General features: G+C 65.5%; 16 protein-coding genes and 3 rRNA genes. 16 read left to right on the plus strand and 3 right to left on the minus strand.

Annotated elements, in window-relative coordinates; all coding sequences use genetic code 11:
• Window positions 1–120: 120 nt before the first annotated feature.
• The 6 genes from argC to argH are packed head-to-tail and all read left to right on the plus strand — an operon-like array spanning window position 121 to window position 6,799.
• On the plus strand, window positions 121–1,173 hold the full coding sequence (gene argC, locus MST3598_RS06255) for an N-acetyl-gamma-glutamyl-phosphate reductase (RefSeq protein ID WP_029260618.1): 1,053 nt from the start codon (window positions 121–123) through the stop codon (window positions 1,171–1,173).
• A complete protein-coding gene (gene argJ / locus MST3598_RS06260; RefSeq protein ID WP_096359488.1) occupies window positions 1,170–2,327 on the plus strand; it encodes a bifunctional glutamate N-acetyltransferase/amino-acid acetyltransferase ArgJ in 1,158 nt (385 codons plus the stop codon). Before argC ends, argJ begins: the two co-directional genes overlap by 4 nt.
• On the plus strand, window positions 2,324–3,241 hold the full coding sequence (argB, locus tag MST3598_RS06265; RefSeq protein WP_029260620.1) for an acetylglutamate kinase: 918 nt from the start codon (window positions 2,324–2,326) through the stop codon (window positions 3,239–3,241). Before argJ ends, argB begins: the two co-directional genes overlap by 4 nt.
• Window positions 3,238–4,443 carry an acetylornithine transaminase gene (locus MST3598_RS06270; protein WP_021199753.1) on the plus strand — a complete coding sequence of 402 codons (1,206 nt, stop codon included), beginning with the start codon at window positions 3,238–3,240 and terminating at the stop codon, window positions 4,441–4,443. The genes argB and MST3598_RS06270 overlap by 4 nt, the downstream gene beginning before the upstream one ends.
• A complete protein-coding gene (gene argF, locus MST3598_RS06275; protein ID WP_021199752.1) occupies window positions 4,440–5,369 on the plus strand; it encodes an ornithine carbamoyltransferase in 930 nt (309 codons plus the stop codon). The genes MST3598_RS06270 and argF overlap by 4 nt, the downstream gene beginning before the upstream one ends.
• Entirely contained in the window at window positions 5,369–6,799 is a 1,431-nt protein-coding gene (gene argH / locus MST3598_RS06280) for an argininosuccinate lyase (protein WP_029260621.1), read from the plus strand. Before argF ends, argH begins: the two co-directional genes overlap by 1 nt.
• A gap of 31 nt (window positions 6,800–6,830) precedes the next feature.
• Here argH and MST3598_RS06285 read toward each other — a convergent pair whose 3' ends face one another.
• Window positions 6,831–7,427, minus strand: a complete 597-nt coding sequence (locus tag MST3598_RS06285) for a DUF1349 domain-containing protein (protein ID WP_029260622.1) — start codon at window positions 7,425–7,427, stop codon at window positions 6,831–6,833.
• A gap of 60 nt (window positions 7,428–7,487) precedes the next feature.
• Here MST3598_RS06285 and MST3598_RS06290 point away from each other — a divergent pair, with 60 nt between their 5' ends.
• Together MST3598_RS06290 and MST3598_RS06295 are read left to right on the plus strand one after the other, a co-directional pair.
• Complete coding sequence (locus MST3598_RS06290; protein ID WP_029260623.1) at window positions 7,488–8,132, plus strand: SatD family protein; 645 nt, start codon at window positions 7,488–7,490, stop codon at window positions 8,130–8,132.
• Window positions 8,129–8,974 carry a hypothetical protein gene (locus tag MST3598_RS06295; protein WP_029260624.1) on the plus strand — a complete coding sequence of 282 codons (846 nt, stop codon included), beginning with the start codon at window positions 8,129–8,131 and terminating at the stop codon, window positions 8,972–8,974. Before MST3598_RS06290 ends, MST3598_RS06295 begins: the two co-directional genes overlap by 4 nt.
• A gap of 11 nt (window positions 8,975–8,985) precedes the next feature.
• Here the strand turns inward: MST3598_RS06295 and MST3598_RS06300 are convergent, their stop codons facing one another.
• On the minus strand, window positions 8,986–9,342 hold the full coding sequence (locus tag MST3598_RS06300) for a MerR family transcriptional regulator (protein ID WP_021199747.1): 357 nt from the start codon (window positions 9,340–9,342) through the stop codon (window positions 8,986–8,988).
• 53 nt (window positions 9,343–9,395) lie between these two features.
• Between MST3598_RS06300 and MST3598_RS06305 the strand changes: the two genes are divergently transcribed.
• Genes MST3598_RS06305 through MST3598_RS06315 form a run of 3 tightly spaced genes read left to right on the plus strand, consistent with a single transcriptional unit; the run spans window position 9,396 to window position 12,526 of the window.
• Complete coding sequence (locus MST3598_RS06305; RefSeq protein ID WP_029260625.1) at window positions 9,396–10,349, plus strand: aldo/keto reductase; 954 nt, start codon at window positions 9,396–9,398, stop codon at window positions 10,347–10,349.
• Between the two features lie 39 nt (window positions 10,350–10,388).
• A complete protein-coding gene (gene tyrS, locus MST3598_RS06310) occupies window positions 10,389–11,690 on the plus strand; it encodes a tyrosine--tRNA ligase (protein WP_029260626.1) in 1,302 nt (433 codons plus the stop codon).
• A 44-nt stretch (window positions 11,691–11,734) separates the two neighbouring features.
• Window positions 11,735–12,526 carry a DUF4184 family protein gene (locus MST3598_RS06315; RefSeq protein ID WP_029260627.1) on the plus strand — a complete coding sequence of 264 codons (792 nt, stop codon included), beginning with the start codon at window positions 11,735–11,737 and terminating at the stop codon, window positions 12,524–12,526.
• Here the strand turns inward: MST3598_RS06315 and MST3598_RS06320 are convergent.
• On the minus strand, window positions 12,511–13,887 hold the full coding sequence (locus MST3598_RS06320; protein WP_081860204.1) for a CoA transferase: 1,377 nt from the start codon (window positions 13,885–13,887) through the stop codon (window positions 12,511–12,513). The two genes, MST3598_RS06315 and MST3598_RS06320, sit on opposite strands and share 16 nt — an antisense overlap.
• Before the next feature lie 595 nt (window positions 13,888–14,482).
• On the opposite strand from MST3598_RS06320, the gene MST3598_RS06325 reads away from it, so the two are divergent.
• From MST3598_RS06325 to MST3598_RS06350, 5 genes are all read left to right on the plus strand, one after another.
• A 16S ribosomal RNA gene (locus MST3598_RS06325) occupies window positions 14,483–16,006 on the plus strand.
• Window positions 16,007–16,420: 414 nt separating this feature from the next.
• Window positions 16,421–19,525, plus strand: a 23S ribosomal RNA gene (locus MST3598_RS06330).
• 108 nt (window positions 19,526–19,633) lie between these two features.
• Window positions 19,634–19,750, plus strand: a 5S ribosomal RNA gene (gene rrf, locus MST3598_RS06335).
• The 16S, 23S and 5S rRNA genes sit together here, the layout of an rRNA operon.
• 72 nt (window positions 19,751–19,822) lie before the next feature.
• A complete protein-coding gene (locus tag MST3598_RS18640; protein ID WP_231924912.1) occupies window positions 19,823–21,526 on the plus strand; it encodes a primosomal protein in 1,704 nt (567 codons plus the stop codon).
• Entirely contained in the window at window positions 21,526–22,563 is a 1,038-nt protein-coding gene (locus tag MST3598_RS06350) for an HAD-IIA family hydrolase (RefSeq protein ID WP_029258978.1), read from the plus strand. Before MST3598_RS18640 ends, MST3598_RS06350 begins: the two co-directional genes overlap by 1 nt.
• Window positions 22,564–22,581 lie beyond the last annotated feature (18 nt).

The following is a 22,581-nucleotide window of genomic DNA, read 5'->3' on the forward strand; positions in this document are numbered from 1 at the left end:
ACTGTAGGCGACCCCGCCCTCCTGCCTGCGCACGCGCAGCGGTCGAGAGCCGGTGTCGCCGCCTCCGGCCCCGTCCCCGGTCCTCCCTTCGAGGAAGGACCCGACCGTTAAGGTAGAAGCATGACGTATTCCGTCGCCGTCTCCGGCGCATCCGGCTACGCAGGCGGCGAGATCCTCCGTCTCCTGGCCGATCATCCCGACATGGAGATCCGCACCGTCACGGCGCACTCGAACGCCGGGCAGCCTCTCGTCGACCACCAGCCGCATCTGCGTTCTCTGGCACACCTCACCCTGCAGGACACGACGCCGGAGATCCTCTCCGGCCACGACATCGTGTTCCTCGCACTCCCGCACGGGCAGTCGGGGCAGTACACCGATGCGCTCGGTGCGGCTCCCCTCGTGATCGATGCCGGAGCCGACCATCGGCTCACGTCGGCATCCGCGTGGGAGGCGTTCTACGGCGGTGCGTTCCACGAGCCCTGGACATACGGCGTCCCCGAGCTCCTGATCGACGGGGTCAAGCAACGCGAGCACCTCCGCGCCGCGACGCGCATCGCGGCTCCCGGCTGCAACGCCTCGACGGTGAGTCTCAGCCTCGCGCCGGGCGTCGCCGCCGGCGTGATCGACCCCTCGGACATCGTCTCGGTGCTGGCGGTCGGTCCGTCCGGTGCGGGGAAGAGCCTCAAGACGAACCTTCTCGGCAGCGAGATCCTCGGCACCGCGAACCCGTATGCGGTCGGGGGAACCCACCGGCACATACCGGAGATCCGTCAGGCGCTCGCCGCGGCATCGGGTATCGACGCCGACGGCATCCGTATCTCCTTCACTCCGGTGCTGGTGCCCATGTCGCGCGGAATCCTCGCCACGTCGACCGCACGGATCGCCGACGGCGTGACCGATGCGCAGATCCGCGACGCCTGGCAGAGCGCCTACGGCGACGAGACCTTCGTGCAGCTGCTGCCGGAGGGACGCTTCCCGCGCACGGCCGACGTGCTCGGCGCCAACACCGCGCTGATCGGGCTCGCGATCGATCGCGCCGCGAACCGGGTGACCGTGGTCACCGCGGTCGACAACCTCGTCAAGGGCACCGCCGGCGCTGCCATCCAATCCATGAACATCGCGCTGGGGCTTCCCGAGGCCCGCGCCCTCTCAGTGAACGGAGTCGCGCCGTGAGCGTCACCGCCCCCGCAGGTTTCGAGGCGGCCGGCGTGGCCGCAGGACTCAAGTCCACCGGCAAGCCCGATGTCGCCGTCGTCGTCAACCGCGGACCGCGCAAGGTCGGCGCCGCCGTCTTCACGAGCAACCGCGCCAAGGCCAACCCGATCATCTGGTCGCAGCAGGCCGTCGCCGACCGGGTGGTCGAGGCCGTCGTGCTCAACTCCGGCGGGGCGAACTGCTTCACCGGCGCTTTCGGATTCCAGACGACGCATCAGACGGCTGAGAAGGCGGCCGAGCTCCTCGGCGTCAGCGCCGGCGACGTGCTGATCTGCTCCACCGGTCTCATCGGCACAGGAGACGAGACGTTCCGTGCGCGTGTGCTCGCCGGCACGGAGCAGGCGATCGCCGAGCTCAGCGCTGATGGCGGAGAGAGCGCGGCGCACGCCATCATGACCACCGACACCGTCGCGAAGACCGCCGTGGTCAGCCGCGACGGCTGGACGATCGGCGGCATGGCGAAGGGAGCAGGAATGCTCGCGCCGGGCCTCGCCACGATGCTGGTCGTGATCACGACCGACGCCGTCCTCGAGCCGCTCCAGGCCGATGACGTGCTGCGCCGTGCGACCGGGCGGACCTTCGACCGGCTCGACTCCGACGGCTGCATGTCGACGAACGATCAGGTCACCCTCCTCGCCAACGGCGCCTCCGAGGTCGTGCCTGACCTCGACAACTTCGCCGCCGCGCTGATCGAGCTGTGCCAAGAGCTCGCGGTCAAGCTGCAGGGCGATGCCGAGGGCGCGAGTCACGACATCACGATCGAGGTGCAGCACGCGGTCTCCGAGCAGGACGCCGTCGAGGTCGGCCGGTCGGTCGCCCGCAACAACCTCTTCAAGGCCGCCATCTTCGGCAACGACCCGAACTGGGGTCGTGTGCTCGCCGCGATCGGCACCACGAACGCGCAGTTCGATCCCTACGACGTCGACGTCTGGATGAACGGCGTCCGCGTCTGCACGGCGGGCGGCCCCGACCGTCCCCGTGAAGAGGTCGACCTCACGCCGCGCGCCACGCACCTCGTGATCGACCTCAAGGTCGGCGAGTCGACGGCGACCGTGCTCACGAACGACCTCACCCACGACTACGTGCACGAGAACAGCGCCTACGCCTCATGACCGACATCCAGGACACCCCGGCCGAAGTCGCCGCACAGAAGGCCACGACCCTCATCGAGTCGCTGCCGTGGCTGAAGAAGTTCCGCGACCAGATCGTCGTCATCAAGTACGGCGGGAACGCGATGGTGTCGGAGGAGCTGCAGGACGCCTTCGCGCAGGACATCGCCTACCTCCGTTACGTCGGCGTGCTGCCGGTCGTCGTGCACGGCGGCGGCCCGCAGATCTCGAACATGCTGCAGCGGCTCGAGATCCCCAGCGAGTTCAAGGGCGGCTACCGGGTCACCAACACCGAGGCGATCAGCGTCGTGCGCATGGTGCTCACCGGTCAGGTCAATCCGCAGCTGGTGTCCAAGATCAACTCGCACGGCCCGATCGCGACCGGCCTCAGCGGGGAGGACGCCGGACTCTTCGGCGGGCGCCGTCGCGGTGTCATGATCGACGGCGAAGAGGTCGACCTCGGTCGCGTCGGCGATGTCGTCGAAGTCGATCCGACTCCCGTGCTCGACCATCTCGCCGCCGGGCGCATCCCGGTGGTGTCGAGCATCGCGCCTGATCTCGATCATCCCGGCCAGTCGCTCAACGTCAACGCCGATGCCGCCGCCGCGGCTCTCGCGGTGTCCTTGCATGCGCGCAAACTCGTGATCCTCACGGATGTGCCGGGGCTCTACGCCGACTGGCCGAACCGCGACTCCCTCGTCTCGCACCTGACCTCGGAGGCCCTCATCGAGATGCTGCCGAAGCTCGAGTCGGGGATGATCCCCAAGATGCGCGCCTGCCTCGACGCGGTCGAAGGCGGCGTGGACGCGGCCGCGATCATCGACGGACGGGTGCCGCATTCGGTGCTCGTCGAACTGTTCACCAGCAAGGGAATCGGGACCGAAGTGGTCCTGGGAAAGTCGGAGGTGACGGGATGACCGTCTGGCAGGACGACGCGGCACGCGATCTCGTGCTCAATGCGGGGGAGCGGCTCGCGCTGCTGGTCCGCGGTGAGGGCTCGTACCTGTGGGATGCCGACGGTCGACGCCACCTCGACTTCCTCGCCGGCATCGCGGTGACCTCCCTCGGGCACGCGCACCCGGCCTTCGTCGAGGCCGTCTCGACGCAGGCGGCCACACTCGCGCACGTGTCGAACTACTTCGCCACCCCGCCCCAGCTCGCACTCGCCGCACGCATCAAGCGTCTCGCGGGTGCCGGTATCGACGGGCGGGTGTTCTTCTCGAACTCGGGTGCCGAGGCCAACGAGGCCGCTTTCAAGCTCGCCCGGCTGCACGGGGGCACCGAGCGTCCGCGCATCCTCGCGCTCGAGAACGGCTTCCACGGACGCACCATGGGCTCGCTCGCTCTCACCGCGAAGGCATCGATGCGCGCGCCGTTCGAGCCGATGCCCGCGGGCGTCGAGCACATCCCCGCCACGATCGAGGCGTTGGAAGCGGCGATGGACGACCGCGTCGCCGCGATCATCGTCGAGCCGATCCAGGGCGAGGCCGGAGTGGTCGAGCTGCCGGAGGGCTACCTCGCCGCCGCCCGCTCGCTGACCCTCGCGCACGGCGCGCTCCTGATCGTCGACGAGATCCAGACCGGAGCAGGCCGCACCGGTGAGTGGTTCGGGTTCAGCCACGAGGGCATCATTCCCGATGCGATCACGCTCGCGAAGGGGATCGGCGGCGGTTTCCCGATCGGCGCGCTGGTCACCTACGGCAGCGCCAGCGCGCTGTTCACCCCGGGGTCGCACGGCTCGACGTTCGGGGGCAACCCCCTGGCGACCGCTGTCGCCGACGCCGTGCTCGCCGAGATCGAGAGCGCCGGCCTGGTGGAGAACGCGGCCCGTCGCGGCGCGGAGCTGCGCGAGATCCTCCTCGGGATCGACTCCCCACTGGTCGAGGGCGTGCGCGGACGTGGTCTGCTCGTGGGCGTCGCGCTCACCGCTCCGGTGGCCGGTGCCGTCGTCGCGGCCGCACAGGAGCGCGGTCTCATCGTCAACGCCGCCAACCCCGAGACGGTGCGCATCGCGCCCGCTCTCACCATCGGCGACGCCGAACTCGCCGAGTTCCGCGAGCTGTTCACGGCCGCTCTCGCCGACGTCCAGGCCTCTGTAGCCGGAAAGGTATCCGCATGACCCGCCACCTGCTGCGTGACGATGACCTGACCCCCGCCGAGCAGGCGGAGATCCTCGACCTCGCCATCGAACTGAAGAAGGACCGCTGGGCCGACAAGAGCCTGGCCGGTCCTCAGACGGTCGCGGTCATCTTCGACAAGTCCTCCACGCGCACCCGTGTCTCGTTCGCGGTGGGCATCGCCGACCTCGGCGGCTCGCCGCTGATCATCTCGACCGCGAGCAGCCAGCTCGGGGGCAAAGAGACGCCGTCCGACACCGCGCGCGTCCTCGAGCGCCAGGTCGCGGCCATCGTGTGGCGCACCTATGCGCAGTCGGGGCTCGAAGAGATGGCCGAAGGCACGAGGGTGCCCGTCATCAACGCGCTCTCCGACGACTTCCACCCGTGCCAGCTGCTCGCCGATCTGCTGACGATCCGCGAGCACAAGGGAGATCTGAAGGGGCTCACGCTCACGTTCCTCGGCGACGGACAGAGCAACATGGCGCACTCGTACGCCCTCGCCGGTGTGACGGCGGGCATGCACGTGCGCATCGCGTCGCCGGAGGACTACGCGCCCCGCGCGGATGTCATCGAGGCCGCGGATCGCCGCGCCGCCGAGACCGGTGGCTCGATCACGCTCTACACCGACCCGGTCGAGGCTGCCGCCGGTGCCGACGTCGTGGTGACCGATACATGGGTCTCGATGGGCAAGGAGGAGGAGAAGCTCGCACGCATCCGCGATCTCGGCGGCTACAAGGTCACCCCCGAGACGATGACGCTCGCCGACCCCGAGGCGATCTTCATCCACTGCCTCCCTGCCGATCGCGGCTATGAGGTCGACTCCAGCGTGATCGACGGGCCGCAGAGCGTGGTCTGGGATGAGGCGGAGAACCGTCTGCACGCGCAGAAGGCCCTCCTGGTCTGGCTCCTCGGCAAGAAGGACGCGTGATGAGCGAACCGACACACGAAGGCACCAACGAGGGCGCGCTCTGGGGTGCCCGCTTCGCCACGGGCCCGTCGCCGGAACTGGTCGAGCTGAGCCGTTCCACGCACTTCGACTGGATCCTCGCGCCGTACGACATCGCCGGCTCGCATGCACATGCCACGGCGCTCGAAGCTGCCGGATACCTCGAACCCGACGAGGCACGACGGATGCACGAGGGGCTGGATGCCGTGGCGCGCAAGGTCGCCGACGGCACGCTGCGACCGGTGCCGACCGACGAGGACGTGCACGGTGCGCTCGAGCAGGCGTTGATCGCCGAGCTCGGGCCGGAGCTGGGCGGGCGCCTGCGCGCCGGTCGCAGCCGCAACGACCAGATCGCCACCCTCGTGCGCATGTACCTGATCGATCATGCGCGGGTGATCGCCCGTGACATCCTGCGGGTGGTCGACGCGCTGGTGGCCCAGGCCGAAGCACATCCCGCCGCGATCCTGCCCGGACGCACGCACCTGCAGCATGCGCAGCCGGTGCTGCTCGCCCATCACCTGCAGGCCCACGGTTGGCCGCTGGTGCGCGAACTCGAACGCCTCGTGGACTGGCGGCGTCGTGCCGGCGTCTCACCGTACGGCGGGGGAGCGCTGGCCGGTTCCACGCTCGGTCTCGATCCGACGCTCGTGGCGACGGAGCTGGGTCTGGACCGCCCGGCCGAGAACTCCCTCGACGGCACCGCGGCCCGCGACGTCGTGGCGGAGTTCGCGTTCATCACGGCGATGACCGGGGTCGACATCTCGCGTCTCTCCGAGGAGATCATCCTCTGGAACACCCGCGAGTTCGGTTTCGTCACGCTCGACGATGGCTACTCCACGGGTTCGAGCATCATGCCGCAGAAGAAGAATCCCGACATCGCCGAGCTCGCTCGCGGCAAGTCGGGTCGCCTCATCGGCAACCTCTCCGGTCTGCTGGCCACGCTCAAGGGCCTTCCGCTCGCGTACAACCGCGATCTGCAGGAGGACAAGGAGCCCGTGTTCGACTCGGTTCAGACCCTCGAGGTGGTGCTCCCCGCCTTCGCGGGCATGATCGCGACGCTGCGTTTCGATACCGAACGGATGGCAGCTCTGGCTCCGCAGGGCTTCTCTCTCGCGACGGATGTCGCGGAATGGCTCGTGAAGCGCCGGGTGCCCTTCCGTGATGCCCATGAGATCTCGGGTGCGCTCGTGCGTGCGTGCGAGGAGCAGGGGATCGGGCTGGAGGATGCCTCCGACGAGCTGCTGCTGTCGGTGTCGCCGCATCTCGTGCCCGAGGTGCGCGAAGTCCTGACGATCGAGGGTTCGGTCGCATCGCGCACCGGCGCCGGGGGGACCGCCCCTGTGCGGGTCGCGGAGCAGCGTGCCGAGCTGGTCTCGCGCGCGCAGGCCGCCGCCCACGCCCTCGGCCTCTAGCCGAAGGCGTCGGCGGCCGGTCCGCGGCGGTTCAGTGCAGCTCGGCGTCGGCCGCCGACCGCTCCCAGCGGGTGAAGCGGACGGTGAGTCCGGCCCGGGTGGGCGCCGCGAGGAAGGGGCCGGCTGCAGCTGCGGACTGCCCGTCGAACGGCGCGACCCGCACCAGTCGCCATGGTCCGTCGTCGGCGCGGGCACGCACGATCACGGAGTCCGCCCAGCGGCTGACACGCACCGTGATCTCGCTCTCGAACCATTCGTCGACGTGGCCGACCGACCAGTCGGAGCCTCCCGCGGTGACCACGGCGCCGAGCCCGAGGTGATCATCGGCGTATTCCAGGCCGGTCTTGACCCAGTGCTCGTCGTCGATGCGCACGAACACGCCCGCCTGGTCGAACTGCCCGTCCCACGGGGCCCGGAAAGCGACCTCCATGGCCTCGCCCACCGCGAGCGGGGCGAGGAGAGCGTGCTCGTTATCGTGCACGAAGCCGTAGGCGGTGTGCCGCCAGGCATCGCTGCCTTCCACGGCGGTGATGTCGAGCGGAGCCGAACCGTCGGGGAGGGTGGACGGGGAGGCGGGGGCGTTGGTCCAGGTTCCCTGAGACCAGGGGATCATGTGCGATTCAGGCATGTTCTCAAGATATAACCGATAAGCGCATAAGTCGAGGGCTATTCGTGTTATGGTTATGCCATGGTCATCGCGGTACTCGCTGACATCGTGGGGTCTCGCCGACTCGACGATCGCACCGCCGCGCAACGCGTCCTCGACGACACCATAGCCGCGGTGGAGGTCGACCTCCCGCTGGCGACGCAGCCGCTCACGCCCACCGTAGGAGACGAGCAGCAGGGTGTCTACCGCGATCTGAGCGACGCGATGGTGTCGCTGCTGATGATCCAGCTGCGATTGCCCGACGGCATCGCCTTCCGCTTCGGCATCGGTGTGGGGGAGGTGCGTCCTGTCGAGTCGGTCCATCGCGAGCTCGCCGACGGACCGGGGTGGTATGCGGCCCGCGCGGCGATCGAGACCGTGCACGCCCGTGAGGGTCGCGCCGTGCCGCGCACGAGATCCTGGATTGTCGGAGCCCCGGGGCAGGATGAGGTCATGGAGAGCACGATCGCCGCATCGAACGCCTATCTCCTCGTCCGCGACGAGGTGGTCGGCGCGATGAGCGAGCGGGAACGACGGCTCACCTACGGTCGTCTGCTCGGTCGATCGCAGCAGGAGCTCGCGACCGAAGAGGGGATCACACAGCCCAGCGTCTCGAAGTCACTGCGCACAGCGGGTACGGCCGCACTCATCGAGGGCGTCGCCGCGCTCCGAGGCGAGCGCGCATGATCGTCGCCGGATTCATCCTGCTGGCGCTCGGCGCCGCCGACCTGGTGCGTCAGTTCGCACCGCGCCGTTGGATCGGGTATCTCTCCGTCGCTGTCATCCTGCTCCTGCTCGGCAGCGTCAGCGACGCGCTCCTTCCCATGGTGCTCGCGATCGTTGCCGGTGCCCTCTGGGTGTGGTGCATGCCCACCGGACGCCCCGCCCCGCTGGGGTTCTGGCCCGCCGTGCTGCTCGCGGTCGTGAGCGTCGGCGCCGTCGTCGGGCTCGGTGCCCGTGCTGACGCCGGTCTGATCGGCGCGATCTGGCACCTCCGATCGCCGTTCGGTGAGGTCCCCTTCGACCTCGCGCTGCTGGCGCTGGGGGCCGGGGTCTTCCTCCTCGAGTCTTCGAATCTCGTGGTGCGTGCGGCGCTCGACGGGGAGCACACCTGGCTCCCGGCGGACCCGGCAGACCCGGCAGCGAGCGCGTCGAGGGGGACTGTCGCGGCCGCCGAGACCCCGGTGGCCTCCGAGACGGTCGATGGTGTCTCCGACGACGCCACGGAGGATGCTGTCGCGATGTCGGCGACGCTCCCGGTGGCAGCGCCCCGAGATCCGCGCAGCGGATTCAAGGGCGGACGACTGATCGGACCGCTGGAGCGCATCCTCGTCCTGATCCTCACTCTCGCTGCGGCCTATCCGATCCTGGCCGCGATGCTCGCGGCGAAGGGCATCGTCCGGTTCCCGGAGATCTCGCGCGACGGCGAGACCGGGGCCCGCGCGGAGTACTTCCTCGTCGGCAGCCTGGTGAGCTGGGTGATCGCCCTCGGCGCCGCGTTCCTCGTGTGGTGGGCCGCGCACAGCTGACGGCAGGCAGTTCAGCCTCTCGACCGGTACCAGTCCAGCTTCTCCGCCAGACGCCGCTGCTGCGCGAGAACGTCGGCGAGTTGCTTCTCGACCGTCGCGGCGTGCTCCTCGAGGAGCGCTATCCGCTCGGGGACGGTGTCCTCGCGTTGGCAGAGCCGGCCGTAGCGACGCAGGCGTTCCACGGGCATGCCGGTCTCGCGAAGGCACTTGAGGAACTCCAGAAGTCCGAGCTCGGTGTCGGTGTACGCCCGATGTCCGCCCGCAGTGCGGGACACGGCGGGCAGGATGCCCTCGCGCTCGTAGTACCGGAGCGTGTCGATGCTGAATCCGGAGCGTGCCGCAGCCTCCGCCGGGGTGTACGTGGTCATGACCCGAGCATAGGACTTGACCTGGAGCGCACTCCAGGTTGCACAGTGAGGTCATGACCAACCGGAACGCCTCTGCATCCCCGCTCGTCCTCGGAGCGATGTCCTTCGGCACGCTCGTCGACGAGGAGACCTCATTCGCACTGCTCGACCGCTTCGTCGAGCGCGGCGGCATCTGGATCGACACCGCCGACTGCTACAGCTTCTGGGTGAGCGACACGGGGCAGGGAGGAGCCTCCGAGGAGGTACTCGGACGCTGGCTCGCGGCGCGACCGCAGGCGCGAGCACAGGTACGCATCTCGACGAAGGTCGGTGCCGAACCCCTGTGGCCCGGGTCCTGGCCCGAACATCGGACAGGGCTCTCCCCGCGAGCCATCCGCGCTGCTGTCGACGGGAGCCTCGCGCGTCTGGGCGTCGACAGGATCGACCTGCTGTGGCTGCACCAGGAGGACCGGGCGGTCGCGATCGAGGAGACAGTGGACGCTCTCGCGGCGCTCACCGCAGACGGCACTGTGAGCCGCGTCGGTGCCTCGAACCACCCGGCCTGGCGCATCGAGCGCGCCCGTGCGCACGCCAGCTCCATCGGCAGCGTTCCCATCGACGCGTTCCAGTTGAACAGCACGTACCTGCGCACACGACCGGGAACGCTTCCCCCCGGGGTCGCCCATCCTTTCGGTGTGTTGAGCGATGAGCAGCGCGACTTCGCCCTGGCGAACGGGCTCGAGATCTGGGCGTACACGCCCCTGCTCTCGGGGGCCTATGACAATCCCGCGAAGCCCGTGCCCCCGGTGTACGACCATCCCGGAACCGCAGGTCGGCTCGCGGTGCTGGGTGAGGTCGCGGCGGCGCGAGGGGTCGGACGGGGGCAGATCGTGCTGGCCTGGCAGCTGGCCCGCGGCATCCGCCCGATCCTCGGCGGCAGCATGGTCGATCAGCTCGACGTCGCGATGGATGCCGCGTCGATCTCTCTGTCTGCGGACGAGATCACTCTTCTCGACGGGCCGGTGTGAGTCGTTTCGCCGGTGCGCTGCGCTGATAGCCTGGAGCGCGTGTCAACTCCCGCTCTGACGACCGCACCCCAGGCGATCGATCCCACGTTCGAGAACGTGTGGGACGAACTCGTGTGGCGTGGTCTGGTCCATGTGTCCACCGACCAGGAGGCGCTGCGCGCCCTGCTCGCGGGAGACCCCATCACGTATTACTGCGGGTTCGATCCGACGGCTCCCAGCCTGCACCTGGGCAACCTCGTGCAGCTGTTGACGCTGCGCCGCATCCAGCTCGCCGGCCACAAGCCCCTCGGCCTCGTCGGCGGCTCGACCGGACTCATCGGAGATCCGCGCCCCACGGCCGAGCGCACGCTGAACACGCGGGAGACGGTCGAGGACTGGGTCGGTCGCCTGCGCACGCAGGTCGAGCGCTACCTCAGCTTCGAGGGCGACAACGCCGCCCGCATCGTGAACAACCTCGACTGGACGGCCCCGCTGAGCGCGATCGACTTCCTGCGCGAGATCGGCAAGTACTTCCGTGTCGGCACGATGCTCAAGAAGGATGCGGTCGCCGCGCGCCTGAACTCCGACGAGGGCATCAGCTACACCGAGTTCAGCTACCAGATCCTGCAGGGCATGGACTTCCTCGAGCTGTACCGGCAGTACGACTGCGTGCTGCAGACCGGCGGCTCGGATCAGTGGGGCAATCTCACCAGTGGTACTGACCTCATCCGTCGTGCCGAGGGAGCGTCGGTGCATGCCATCGGCACGCCGCTCATCACGAACAGCGACGGCACCAAGTTCGGCAAGAGCGAGGGCAATGCCATCTGGCTCGATGCCGACATGTGCAGCCCGTACCGGATGTACCAGTTCTGGCTGAGCACGACCGACGCCGACGTGATCGATCGCCTGAAGGTGTTCACCTTCCTCGGCAGAGCCGAGATCGAGGAATATGCCGAACTCGTGGCGACCGAGCCGTTCCGTCGGGCTGCGCAGAAGCGGCTCGCCCTCGAGGTCGTCGCGACGGTGCATGGTGTCGAGGCGACTGCGGCCGTGATCGCCGCGTCCGAGGCACTGTTCGGGCAGGGTGATCTGACCGCGCTCGATGCCGACACGCTGCGCACCGCTCTGGAGGAGCTTCCGAACGCGACGGTCGCTCTCGGTGCACCGGTGGTCGAGGTCTTGGTGTCGACCGGTCTGGTGGCGAGCCTGTCCGAAGCCAGGCGTGCGATCACGCAGGGTGGCGTCACTCTCGACGGCGAACGGGTCGAAGACGAGACAGCCGCGGTCCAGGGCACCCTTCCCGGAGGAGTCTCCGTGCTCCGCCGCGGCAAGAAGACCCTCGCCGGCGTCTTCCTCGGCTGAGTCCCCGGCTGTCGGCAGCAGAGGTCTTCGGGTAGCAGGGTCGGATGCCGTTCACCGCCAGTCACGCTTTGGTCGCGCTGCCGTTCGTCCGCACGCCGCTGGTGCCGGCGGCGATCGCGATCGGCGCGATGGCGCCTGACCTGCCACTGTTCGTGCGGGGTGTCGGACTGAACTACTCGTTCACGCATACGTTCGGCAACGTCGTGTGGACCGCGCTGCTCGCGTTCGCACTGTTCCTGATCTGGCGGGTCGTCTTGCGTCCGGCGGTTCCCGAACTCGGTCCGCTGTGGGTGGCGCGGCGGCTGCCCGAGGACTGGACCGATCGCGGGGCCACGGCAGCACGAGCGGCGGTCGGCATCGGTCAGAAGCGCGCGTATCCGGTCCTGCTCGCCGCGTCGCTCGTGATCGGGGTGCTCTCGCACATCGTGTGGGACCTCTTCACGCACGAGGGACGATGGGGCGTCGGTCTGATTCCCGGGCTCGATGAGATGTGGGGTCCGCTCCCCGGTTTCAAGTGGCTTCAGCACGGGTCGAGCCTGGTGGGCCTCGCCATCATCGGTGTCTGGGCGCTCCTGTGGCTGCGTCGGCAGGCTCCGCGTCGCGCAATCACGCAGTCGGTACCCACCTGGCTGCGTGTGTCATGGTGGGTGTCGCTTCCCGTGATCCTGCTCTCCGCCTGGGTCGGTGGACTCGTCGTCTTCGGTCCGCTCGACGCGGAGTTCACCGTCCAGCACCTCGCCTACCGGGTTCTTCCTCCGGCATGTGCGCTGTGGGGCGCGATCACGTTCGTCCTCTGCGTCGCGCTGTCGGTGCGCGGCCGTCACCAGACGGGCTGATCCGATCCCCAGGGATGCGGGGCCCGGAACTCGAAACCCGGCAGAGCGGGTCGCGCCGTCACGAGGGCGCTCCCGTCGACATCGAATCGCGCGAGGTGCGGCCGAACGTCGAACTCGACCTCGGCTGCGGGGTCTCCACGGCGCGGCATCCCGAGCAGCTCCGCGGCGATGCGACGCAGTGACGTGCGCACGATCCGTGACCCTCCCTCCCGTGACCGCCGCCTGAGCAGCGTGGTCACCGCGGCGGCGAGAAGATACCCGGCGCTGTGATCGAGGGCCTGCGCCGGGAGCGCTCCTGGACGCCCGCCTTCCGCGGACTCGATGCGCGAGATGCCGGATTCGGCCTGCACGAGGCTGTCGAAGCCGGCGCGGTTCGGACTCTCCGTACCCCAGGCGCTGAGTTGCGCGACGATGAGCCCAGGGTGTCGGCGCGCGAGCAGCTCCGGATGCAGCCCGAGTCTGTCGAGAGCGGCCGGTCGGTAGCCGAGGACCACGGCATCGGCTTCGCCCAGCAACTCCTGGAGTCGGGCACTGCGTGCGTCGAGTATGGCGGATCGTTTGCCGTGGCCGGTATCGAGATGCTGCCACGCCGGTTCCGGCAGATGCGGGGGATCGATGCGCAAGACGTCGGCGCCGAGAAGAGCGAGGGTCCGCGTGCAGACCGGCCCCGCGATGACGCGCGTCAGATCGAGCACGCGCATGCCGCTCAGGGGGAGGGAACCGGGTGACGTCGCCGTGAGCTCCGATCGACGGGGGTGCGAGGCGGATTCCTCATCCACCCGGCTGACCTCGAGGAGTGGTCGTTCGCGCAGTGCCCGATCGACGGCGGGCCTCTCGACGGCGACAGGAACAGCCAGACCGCCGGCGGATGTGATGTCGGAGACGGCCGTCGCTGTCCTCCGCTCCGCGAGTGCAACACGAACGGCAGCCGGATCGGCGTCTTCTCGCAGGTGGAGTCCCGCACGCAGCGCGGCAGCGTGATGCGGGTAGTTCCCGTGCGTGCGGACCCATCCGTCGGTGGTCTCCCAGAACCCGGAGTACGGGGACCAGACCGGGGGAGCGTCGCCATCGATCGTGAGCACGCGGTCGCTCCGGTAGGCGATGGCGACGCGGGCCGGATCCAGCGAGACTGGGGAACAGCCAGCCGCGAGAACCGCCGCGCTGACGCTCGCCCACGCCAGCGTGCCGGTGGCCAGTCGGGAGGGAAGCGGGACAGTCGGGGGAGGCGGGAGCACCGTCGAGCCACGGTCGATCCCGAGTTCACGCCGCACGCGATCGAGCAGCGCGGCGCCCGCGTCACCATTCCCCGAGGCTTCATCGTGCGGGGGAACGACCGGGCGGAAATCCGCAGATGCAGGCATGGCGCGATCGTACTCCCGACCCCCACAGAGGGCGGAAACTACTCCTGATCCGGCGGAAACATGGGAGAGAGCACCAGCGACACGCCCGGGTGGTGTGGCCCGATTTGCCAGAACCCCGAGATCCACGTAACTTATTACTTGTTCGCCCCACAGGGACGCGGAGGAGCCAAGAGCTTCACCCCCCTCAAGCGGAGAACCACTCCCGATCCACTCTCACTTGAGAGATCAGGCGCTTGCGTCTAGGATAGGGACTCCACCTCTTCTGCGGCTGTCATCAGCTGCGCTGCGGATCTTCGATCCGCGCGGCGCGCCGATTTGACAAGCAAGAGAGAGTGGGTAAGATAGAGAAGTTGCCCTTCGGGCCTGGCTGTGATGGCTGGGTCGTGGGAGCATCCGATCCTTGAGAACTCAACAGCGTGCACTTGTCAAATGCCAAATTATCCTCGTCTAGCTTCGGCTAGTTGAGAATTCCTTTGGATCAAAGACCAACCTCCTTGTGGGGTTGGCAATGGATGAAGTCAGCAATGAATTTGTCTCTTTGGTCAGCATCAAACTCGCTGCGTCACCGTTTTCCCGGTGGGGTATGCATTTCTTTTTTACGGAGAGTTTGATCCTGGCTCAGGATGAACGCTGGCGGCGTGCTTAACACATGCAAGTCGAACGGTGAACACGGAGCTTGCTCTGTGGGATCAGTGGCGAACGGGTGAGTAACACGTGAGCAACCTGCCCCTGACTCTGGGATAAGCGCTGGAAACGGCGTCTAATACTGGATATGTGACGTGACCGCATGGTCTGCGTCTGGAAAGAATTTCGGTTGGGGATGGGCTCGCGGCCTATCAGCTTGTTGGTGAGGTAATGGCTCACCAAGGCGTCGACGGGTAGCCGGCCTGAGAGGGTGACCGGCCACACTGGGACTGAGACACGGCCCAGACTCCTACGGGAGGCAGCAGTGGGGAATATTGCACAATGGGCGCAAGCCTGATGCAGCAACGCCGCGTGAGGGACGACGGCCTTCGGGTTGTAAACCTCTTTTAGCAGGGAAGAAGCGAAAGTGACGGTACCTGCAGAAAAAGCGCCGGCTAACTACGTGCCAGCAGCCGCGGTAATACGTAGGGCGCAAGCGTTATCCGGAATTATTGGGCGTAAAGAGCTCGTAGGCGGTTTGTCGCGTCTGCTGTGAAATCCGGAGGCTCAACCTCCGGCCTGCAGTGGGTACGGGCAGACTAGAGTGCGGTAGGGGAGATTGGAATTCCTGGTGTAGCGGTGGAATGCGCAGATATCAGGAGGAACACCGATGGCGAAGGCAGATCTCTGGGCCGTAACTGACGCTGAGGAGCGAAAGGGTGGGGAGCAAACAGGCTTAGATACCCTGGTAGTCCACCCCGTAAACGTTGGGAACTAGTTGTGGGGTCCATTCCACGGATTCCGTGACGCAGCTAACGCATTAAGTTCCCCGCCTGGGGAGTACGGCCGCAAGGCTAAAACTCAAAGGAATTGACGGGGACCCGCACAAGCGGCGGAGCATGCGGATTAATTCGATGCAACGCGAAGAACCTTACCAAGGCTTGACATATACGAGAACGGGCCAGAAATGGTCAACTCTTTGGACACTCGTAAACAGGTGGTGCATGGTTGTCGTCAGCTCGTGTCGTGAGATGTTGGGTTAAGTCCCGCAACGAGCGCAACCCTCGTTCTATGTTGCCAGCACGTAATGGTGGGAACTCATGGGATACTGCCGGGGTCAACTCGGAGGAAGGTGGGGATGACGTCAAATCATCATGCCCCTTATGTCTTGGGCTTCACGCATGCTACAATGGCCGGTACAAAGGGCTGCAATACCGCGAGGTGGAGCGAATCCCAAAAAGCCGGTCCCAGTTCGGATTGAGGTCTGCAACTCGACCTCATGAAGTCGGAGTCGCTAGTAATCGCAGATCAGCAACGCTGCGGTGAATACGTTCCCGGGTCTTGTACACACCGCCCGTCAAGTCATGAAAGTCGGTAACACCTGAAGCCGGTGGCCTAACCCTTGTGGAGGGAGCCGTCGAAGGTGGGATCGGTAATTAGGACTAAGTCGTAACAAGGTAGCCGTACCGGAAGGTGCGGCTGGATCACCTCCTTTCTAAGGAGCATCTGACACTTTCGGGTGTCCAGAACCCAGATCGAGAACGTTCGTTTCTCGCTGGGAGCTCATGGGTGGAACATTTGACATGGTGCGAAGGATGTTGTTCTTCTCTAGTACGCCACTTCGGTGGTTGGAACGGGGAGGGTGGCGGATGTCGCACCTGCACGCTGTTGGGTCCTGAGGGACCGGATGCGGATCTTTCGGGATCTGGTCTGAACCTCTGGGCCTCTTTCTGTTTCCCCCGTGTGGGGTTGTGGATAGGGGCACCGCCCGTACTTTGAGAACTACACAGTGGACGCGAGCATCTTGCAGCTGGCTTCGGTCAGTTGCACAAGATGATCTTAAAGATCATTAGTCAATTTCAGATTCCATCTTCGGATGGGGTCGAGTTTTTGATTCAAACTCATGTGATTTCAAGTCTTTAAGAGCAAACGGTGGATGCCTTGGCATCTGGAGCCGAAGAAGGACGTAGCAATCTGCGATAAGCCTCGGGGAACTGATAAGCAAGTTTTGATCCGAGGGTGTCCGAATGGGGAAACCCCGCTGGGCGGCGTGCCGACCTAGTGACTCCCGCCTGAATATATAGGGCGGGTAGAGGGAACGTGGGGAAGTGAAACATCTCAGTACCCACAGGAAGAGAAAGCAACCGCGATTCCGTTAGTAGTGGCGAGCGAAACCGGAACAGGCTAAACCTAGCGTGTGTGATAGCCGGCAGGCGTTGCACGTTGGGGGTTGTGGGACTTTTCAGTCATCTCTGCCGAGGTGGCGGCGTTACAAGAAGGTATAGACGAACGGTCTTGAAAGGCCGGTCATAGAGGGTGCCAACCCCGTAGTCGAAATGCCTCTCTTGGCGCGAAGAGTATCCCAAGTAGCACGGGGCCCGTGAAATCCCGTGTGAATCTGTCAGGACCACCTGATAAGCCTAAATACTCCCAGATGACCGATAGCGGACAAGTACCGTGAGGGAAAGGTGAAAAGTACCCCGGGAGGGGAGTGAAATAGTACCTGAAACCGTTTGCTTACAAACCGTTGGAGCCTCCTTAGTAGGGGTGACAGCGTGCCTTTTGAAGAATGAGCCTGCGAGTTAGCGATATGTGGCGAGGTTAACCCGTGTGGGGTAGCCGTAGCGAAAGCGAGTCTGAATAGGGCGATTCAGTCGCATGTCCTAGACCCGAAGCGAAGTGATCTATCCATGGCCAGGTTGAAGCGACGGTAAGACGTCGTGGAGGACCGAACCCACTTAGGTTGAAAACTGAGGGGATGAGCTGTGGATAGGGGTGAAAGGCCAATCAAACTTCGTGATAGCTGGTTCTCTCCGAAATGCATTTAGGTGCAGCGTTGCGTGTTTCTTGCCGGAGGTAGAGCTACTGGATGGCCGATGGGCCCTACAAGGTTACTGACGTCAGCCAAACTCCGAATGCCGGTAAGTGAGAGCGCAGCAGTGAGACTGTGGGGGATAAGCTTCATAGTCGAGAGGGAAACAACCCAGACCACCAACTAAGGTCCCAAAGCGCGTGCTAAGTGGGAAAGGATGTGGAGTTGCCTTGACAACCAGGAGGTTGGCTTAGAAGCAGCCACCCTTGAAAGAGTGCGTAATAGCTCACTGGTCAAGTGATTCCGCGCCGACAATGTAACGGGGCTCAAGCACGCCACCGAAGTTGTGGCATTGACATTATTGGTAGGCCTTCGTGGTCCAGCCGTGTTGATGGGTAGGAGAGCGTCGTGTGGCCAGCGAAGCGGCGGTGTAAACCAGCCGTGGAGGCTACACGAGTGAGAATGCAGGCATGAGTAGCGAATGACGTGTGAGAAACACGTCCTCCGAAAGACCAAGGGTTCCAGGGTCAAGCTAATCTTCCCTGGGTAAGTCGGGACCTAAGGCGAGGCCGACAGGCGTAGTCGATGGACAACGGGTTGATATTCCCGTACCGGCGAAGAACCGCCCAAGCTAATCCAGTAGTGCTAAGTGTCTGAATCCCAGTGACTGATCCCTTCGGGGTGACGCTCTGGGCCTAGCGCACGACCCCATTCTGGTGCGGTTAGCGTATTAACAGGTGTGACGCAGGAAGGTAGCCCAAGCCAGGCGATGGTTGTCCTGGTGCAAGTGCGTAGGCCGAGTCGTAGGCAAATCCGCGATTCACATAGGCTGAGACACGATGCGGATAAAAAGTGGGTGATCCTATGCTGCCAAGAAAAGCATCGACGCGAGGTTCTAGCCGCCCGTACCCCAAACCGACTCAGGTGGTCAGGTAGAGAATACCAAGGAGATCGAGAGAATCGTGGTTAAGGAACTCGGCAAAATGCCCCCGTAACTTCGGGAGAAGGGGGGCCTTCGGCGTATAGGGATTTACTCCCGAAAGCGTTTGGAGGCCGCAGAGACTAGTGGGTAGCGACTGTTTACTAAAAACACAGGTCCGTGCCAAGTCGCAAGACGATGTATACGGACTGACGCCTGCCCGGTGCTGGAAGGTTAAGAGGACCGGTTAGCCGCAAGGCGAAGCTGAGAATTTAAGCCCCAGTAAACGGCGGTGGTAACTATAACCATCCTAAGGTAGCGAAATTCCTTGTCGGGTAAGTTCCGACCTGCACGAATGGCGTAACGACTTCCCAACTGTCTCAACCGCGAACTCGGCGAAATTGCATTACGAGTAAAGATGCTCGTTACGCGCAGCAGGACGGAAAGACCCCGTGACCTTTACTACAGCTTGGTATTGGTGTTCGGTGTGGCTTGTGTAGGATAGGTGGGAGACTTTGAAGCATGGACGCTAGTTCGTGTGGAGTCATTGTTGAAATACCACTCTGGTCACTCTGGATATCTAACTTCGAACCGTAATCCGGTTCAGGGACAGTGCCTGGTGGGTAGTTTAACTGGGGCGGTTGCCTCCCAAAAAGTAACGGAGGCGCCCAAAGGTTCCCTCAACCTGGTTGGCAATCAGGTGTCGAGTGTAAGTGCACAAGGGAGCTTGACTGTGAGACTGACAGGTCGAGCAGGGACGAAAGTCGGGACTAGTGATCCGGCAGTGGCTTGTGGAAGCGCTGTCGCTCAACGGATAAAAGGTACCTCGGGGATAACAGGCTGATCTTGCCCAAGAGTCCATATCGACGGCATGGTTTGGCACCTCGATGTCGGCTCGTCGCATCCTGGGGCTGGAGTAGGTCCCAAGGGTTGGGCTGTTCGCCCATTAAAGCGGTACGCGAGCTGGGTTTAGAACGTCGTGAGACAGTTCGGTCCCTATCCGCTGCGCGCGTAGGAAATTTGAGAGGATCTGACCCTAGTACGAGAGGACCGGGTTGGACGAACCTCTGGTGTGTCAGTTGTTCCGCCAGGAGCACCGCTGATTAGCTACGTTCGGGATGGATAACCGCTGAAAGCATCTAAGCGGGAAGCCGGCCTCAAGATGAGATTTCCATACCTTCGGGTGAGAGGCTCCCAGCCAGACTACTGGGTTGATAGGCCAGATGTGGAAGTGCAGTAATGCATGCAGCTGACTGGTACTAATAAGCCGATGACTTGATAACACACCGTTTGTTGGTGCTACGCGTCCACTGAGTGGTTCTCGATGTACGGTCGAGAACCGCATAACAACAATGACTTTGTTATGTGTTTGATTGAAACATCAATAGTGTTTCGGCGGCCATAGCGTGAGGGAAACGCCCGGTTACATTCCGAACCCGGAAGCTAAGCCTCACAGCGCCGATGGTACTGCAGGGGGGACCCTGTGGGAGAGTAGGACACCGCCGGACTCCTTTTAGACAAAATGGCCACCCAATGCTGGGTGGCCATTTTGCGTTTACACGAAAAGAACAGGGAGCATCATGCCAGAAGAGGAAGAGCGCCGTCCGCGTCGCAACGACGACGGTGGATCGCGCGGGCACCGCGCTTCTGGCGGACGCCCCAGCAATAGCCGTGACGGTGCGCCGCGTCGTGACGGCGCAGCTCCCCGTCGTGAGGGCGGGTACAACCGTGATGGTGGTGCTCCGCGTCGTGAGGGCGGTTACAACCGTGATGGTGGTGCCCCGCGTCGTGAGGGCGGCTACAACCGTGATGGTGGTGCCCCGCGTCGTGAGGGCGGTTACAACCGTGATGGTGGTGCTCCGCGTCGTGACGGCGCAGCTCCCCGTCGTGAAGGTGGCGGCTACAACCGTGATGGTGGTGCTCCGCGTCGTGAGGGCGGGTACAACCGCGACGGCGCCGCTCCGCGTCGTGAGGGCGGGTACAACCGCGATGGCGCATCTCCCCGTCGCGAGGGCGGGTATAGCCGTGATGGTGCAGCTCCCCGTCGTGAAGGTGGCGGCTACAACCGTGACGGTGGCGCCCCGCGCCGTGACGGTGGCGCCCCGCGCCGTGACGGTGGCGCCCCGCGCCGTGACGGTGCTGCTCCCCGTCGTGAAGGTGGCGGCTACAACCGTGACGGTGGCGCCCCGCGTCGCGACGGTGCTGCTCCCCGTCGCGAGGGCGGCTACAACCGTGACGGTGGCGCCCCGCGCCGCGACGGTGCAGCTCCCCGTCGCGAGGGCGGCTACAACCGTGACGGTGGCGCCCCGCGTCGCGAAGGCGGCGACCGCGATCGTTCACGTTCATTCCCGCAGCGCGGGGGAGCGGGGCGAGAGCGTCCGGCTCAGGCGACGAACGAGCGTCCGCGGTTCGATGAGCCGCAGATCCCCGACGACGTCACGGCTCGCGACCTCAACGGCGCAGCGCGTAATGAGCTCAAGACGCTGAGCAAGGAGAACGCCGAACACGTCGCCCGTCACCTGGCGATGGCCTCTCGTCTCATCGACGAGGACCCGGCGCTCGCCCACGAGCACGCGCTGGCCGCATCGCGCCGCGCTGGCCGCATCGCGATCGTCCGTGAGACCCTCGGCATCACCGCCTACGCCACGGAAGACTTCGCCCTGGCGCTCCGCGAACTGCGGACCTACCGTCGTATCTCCGGCAAGGACGATCAGATCGCTCTGATGGTTGACAGCGAGCGCGGAATCGGTCGCTCCGATCGTGCGCTCGAGACCGGACGCGCCGTCGATCGTTCTGCGCTCGAGACTCCGGTCCGGGTCGCGCTTGCGATCGCGATGTCCGGTGCCCGTCTCGACCAGGGCGATCTCGAACTCGCACTCGGCGAGCTGGAGATCCCGGAGCTCGATCCCGATCGGGCCTTCGAATGGAGCCCGGCGCTGTTCGCCGCCCGCGCTGCCGTGCTCGAAGACCTCGGGCGCACCGAGGAGGCGGAGTTCTGGGCGCACCGCGCCGAAGTCGCCGCTGAGGTGCTAGGGGTCGATGAGGCCGGCGACGAGGAGATCTTCATCGAAGACAGCCTCATCGAGGGAGAGTTCCCCGACGAGGATGACGATGATTCCGCGGCGGATACGCGCCTGGAGGCAGATGACGCGGATCGGGAAGAGCCAGCGTCCGATGCGTCTGCCGACGTCGACGAAGCCGCAATCGTCGCTGAGGAACCGACCGTCGAAGACGAGGTGCGCGAGCTCCTCGGCGAGGACGACGAGTCGGAACCGGAGGCGTAGTGGCGCTGTTCTCTCGGAAGCGATCGCCTCGCACTCCGCTTGACGGAGTCGATACCGTACTCGCCGACCTCGACGGTGTGGTGTACGCCGGTCCCGGGGCCCTGCCGTACGCGGTGGACAGCCTCAACGAGGCGGTGAAGTCGGCTCGACTCGGCTACATCACGAACAACGCGGCACGCACGGATGCCTCGGTCGCAGCGCACCTGAGCAGTCTCGGGCTGCGCGTCCAGGCATCCGACGTGGTCACGAGCCCGCAGGCGGCGATGAGGCTGATGGCTCAGATCGTGCCCGCCCCGGCAACGATCCTGGTCATCGGCGGTGACGGCCTCGTCGACGAGGTGCAGAAAGCCGGGTACACAGTCACGCGGAGCGCGGAGGATGCGCCGAGCGCCGTCGTGCAGGGGTTCGCTCCGGAGGTCGCGTGGACGGATCTCGCTGAGGCGGCCTTCGCTCTCAAGCTTCCCGAGGACGAAGGCGGCATCCCGTGGATCGCCACCAACACCGACTGGACGATCCCCCGTGAGCGGGGAGTGGCGCCCGGCAACGGGACGCTCGTCTCCGCCGTGCACACGGCGATCGGCAGGCTCGCCACCGTCGCGGGGAAGCCGGAGGAGCCGATCTTCCAGGAGGCCCTTGCACGCTTCGGCGCTAAGAAGGCCCTCTTCATCGGGGACCGTCTCGACACCGACATCATGGGGGCGAGCAGGGTCGGCATCGAATCGGTCCTGGTGCTCACCGGCATTGACCGCCCGAAGCATGTGCTGGCCGCCCCGGAGGGCTCGCGTCCCACCTACATCCTCGGCGACCTGCGCGAACTGCATGCCCCGTATCCCGAGGTGACCGAGCAGGACGGCGTCTTCCGCGTGAACGGTGCGGCGGTGCGGGTTTCGGGCGCCGACGTCGAGATCGTGGCGGATTCCGGTGAGCAGATCGACCTGCTGCGCGCGGGAGCCGCCGCCATCTGGGCATCCGGCACCCCCGTGTTCGTGCTGAGGGTTCCGGAGCGCCTCTACGACGACCCGTTCCACCGTCCCTGACGGTGCTCGCGTGGCGCC

It is taken from the genome of Microbacterium sp. TPU 3598 (assembly GCF_002356155.1).
GTDB lineage: Bacteria > Actinomycetota > Actinomycetes > Actinomycetales > Microbacteriaceae > Microbacterium > Microbacterium maritypicum_A.

What these genes read in the sequence shown, in the direction of transcription:
- argC (WP_029260618.1), top strand. Translation starts at nt 121, where the DNA reads ATGACGTATTCCGTCGCCGTCTCCGGCGCATCCGGCTACGCAGGCGGC.
- argB (WP_029260620.1), top strand. Translation starts at nt 2,324, where the DNA reads ATGACCGACATCCAGGACACCCCGGCCGAAGTCGCCGCACAGAAGGCC.
- MST3598_RS06270 (WP_021199753.1), top strand. Translation starts at nt 3,238, where the DNA reads ATGACCGTCTGGCAGGACGACGCGGCACGCGATCTCGTGCTCAATGCG.
- argF (WP_021199752.1), top strand. Translation starts at nt 4,440, where the DNA reads ATGACCCGCCACCTGCTGCGTGACGATGACCTGACCCCCGCCGAGCAG.
- argH (WP_029260621.1), top strand. Translation starts at nt 5,369, where the DNA reads ATGAGCGAACCGACACACGAAGGCACCAACGAGGGCGCGCTCTGGGGT.
- MST3598_RS06285 (WP_029260622.1), bottom strand. Translation starts at nt 7,427, where the DNA reads ATGCCTGAATCGCACATGATCCCCTGGTCTCAGGGAACCTGGACCAAC.
- MST3598_RS06290 (WP_029260623.1), top strand. Translation starts at nt 7,488, where the DNA reads ATGGTCATCGCGGTACTCGCTGACATCGTGGGGTCTCGCCGACTCGAC.
- MST3598_RS06295 (WP_029260624.1), top strand. Translation starts at nt 8,129, where the DNA reads ATGATCGTCGCCGGATTCATCCTGCTGGCGCTCGGCGCCGCCGACCTG.
- MST3598_RS06300 (WP_021199747.1), bottom strand. Translation starts at nt 9,342, where the DNA reads ATGACCACGTACACCCCGGCGGAGGCTGCGGCACGCTCCGGATTCAGC.
- MST3598_RS06305 (WP_029260625.1), top strand. Translation starts at nt 9,396, where the DNA reads ATGACCAACCGGAACGCCTCTGCATCCCCGCTCGTCCTCGGAGCGATG.
- MST3598_RS06315 (WP_029260627.1), top strand. Translation starts at nt 11,735, where the DNA reads ATGCCGTTCACCGCCAGTCACGCTTTGGTCGCGCTGCCGTTCGTCCGC.
- MST3598_RS06320 (WP_081860204.1), bottom strand. Translation starts at nt 13,887, where the DNA reads ATGCCTGCATCTGCGGATTTCCGCCCGGTCGTTCCCCCGCACGATGAA.
- MST3598_RS18640 (WP_231924912.1), top strand. Translation starts at nt 19,823, where the DNA reads ATGCCAGAAGAGGAAGAGCGCCGTCCGCGTCGCAACGACGACGGTGGA.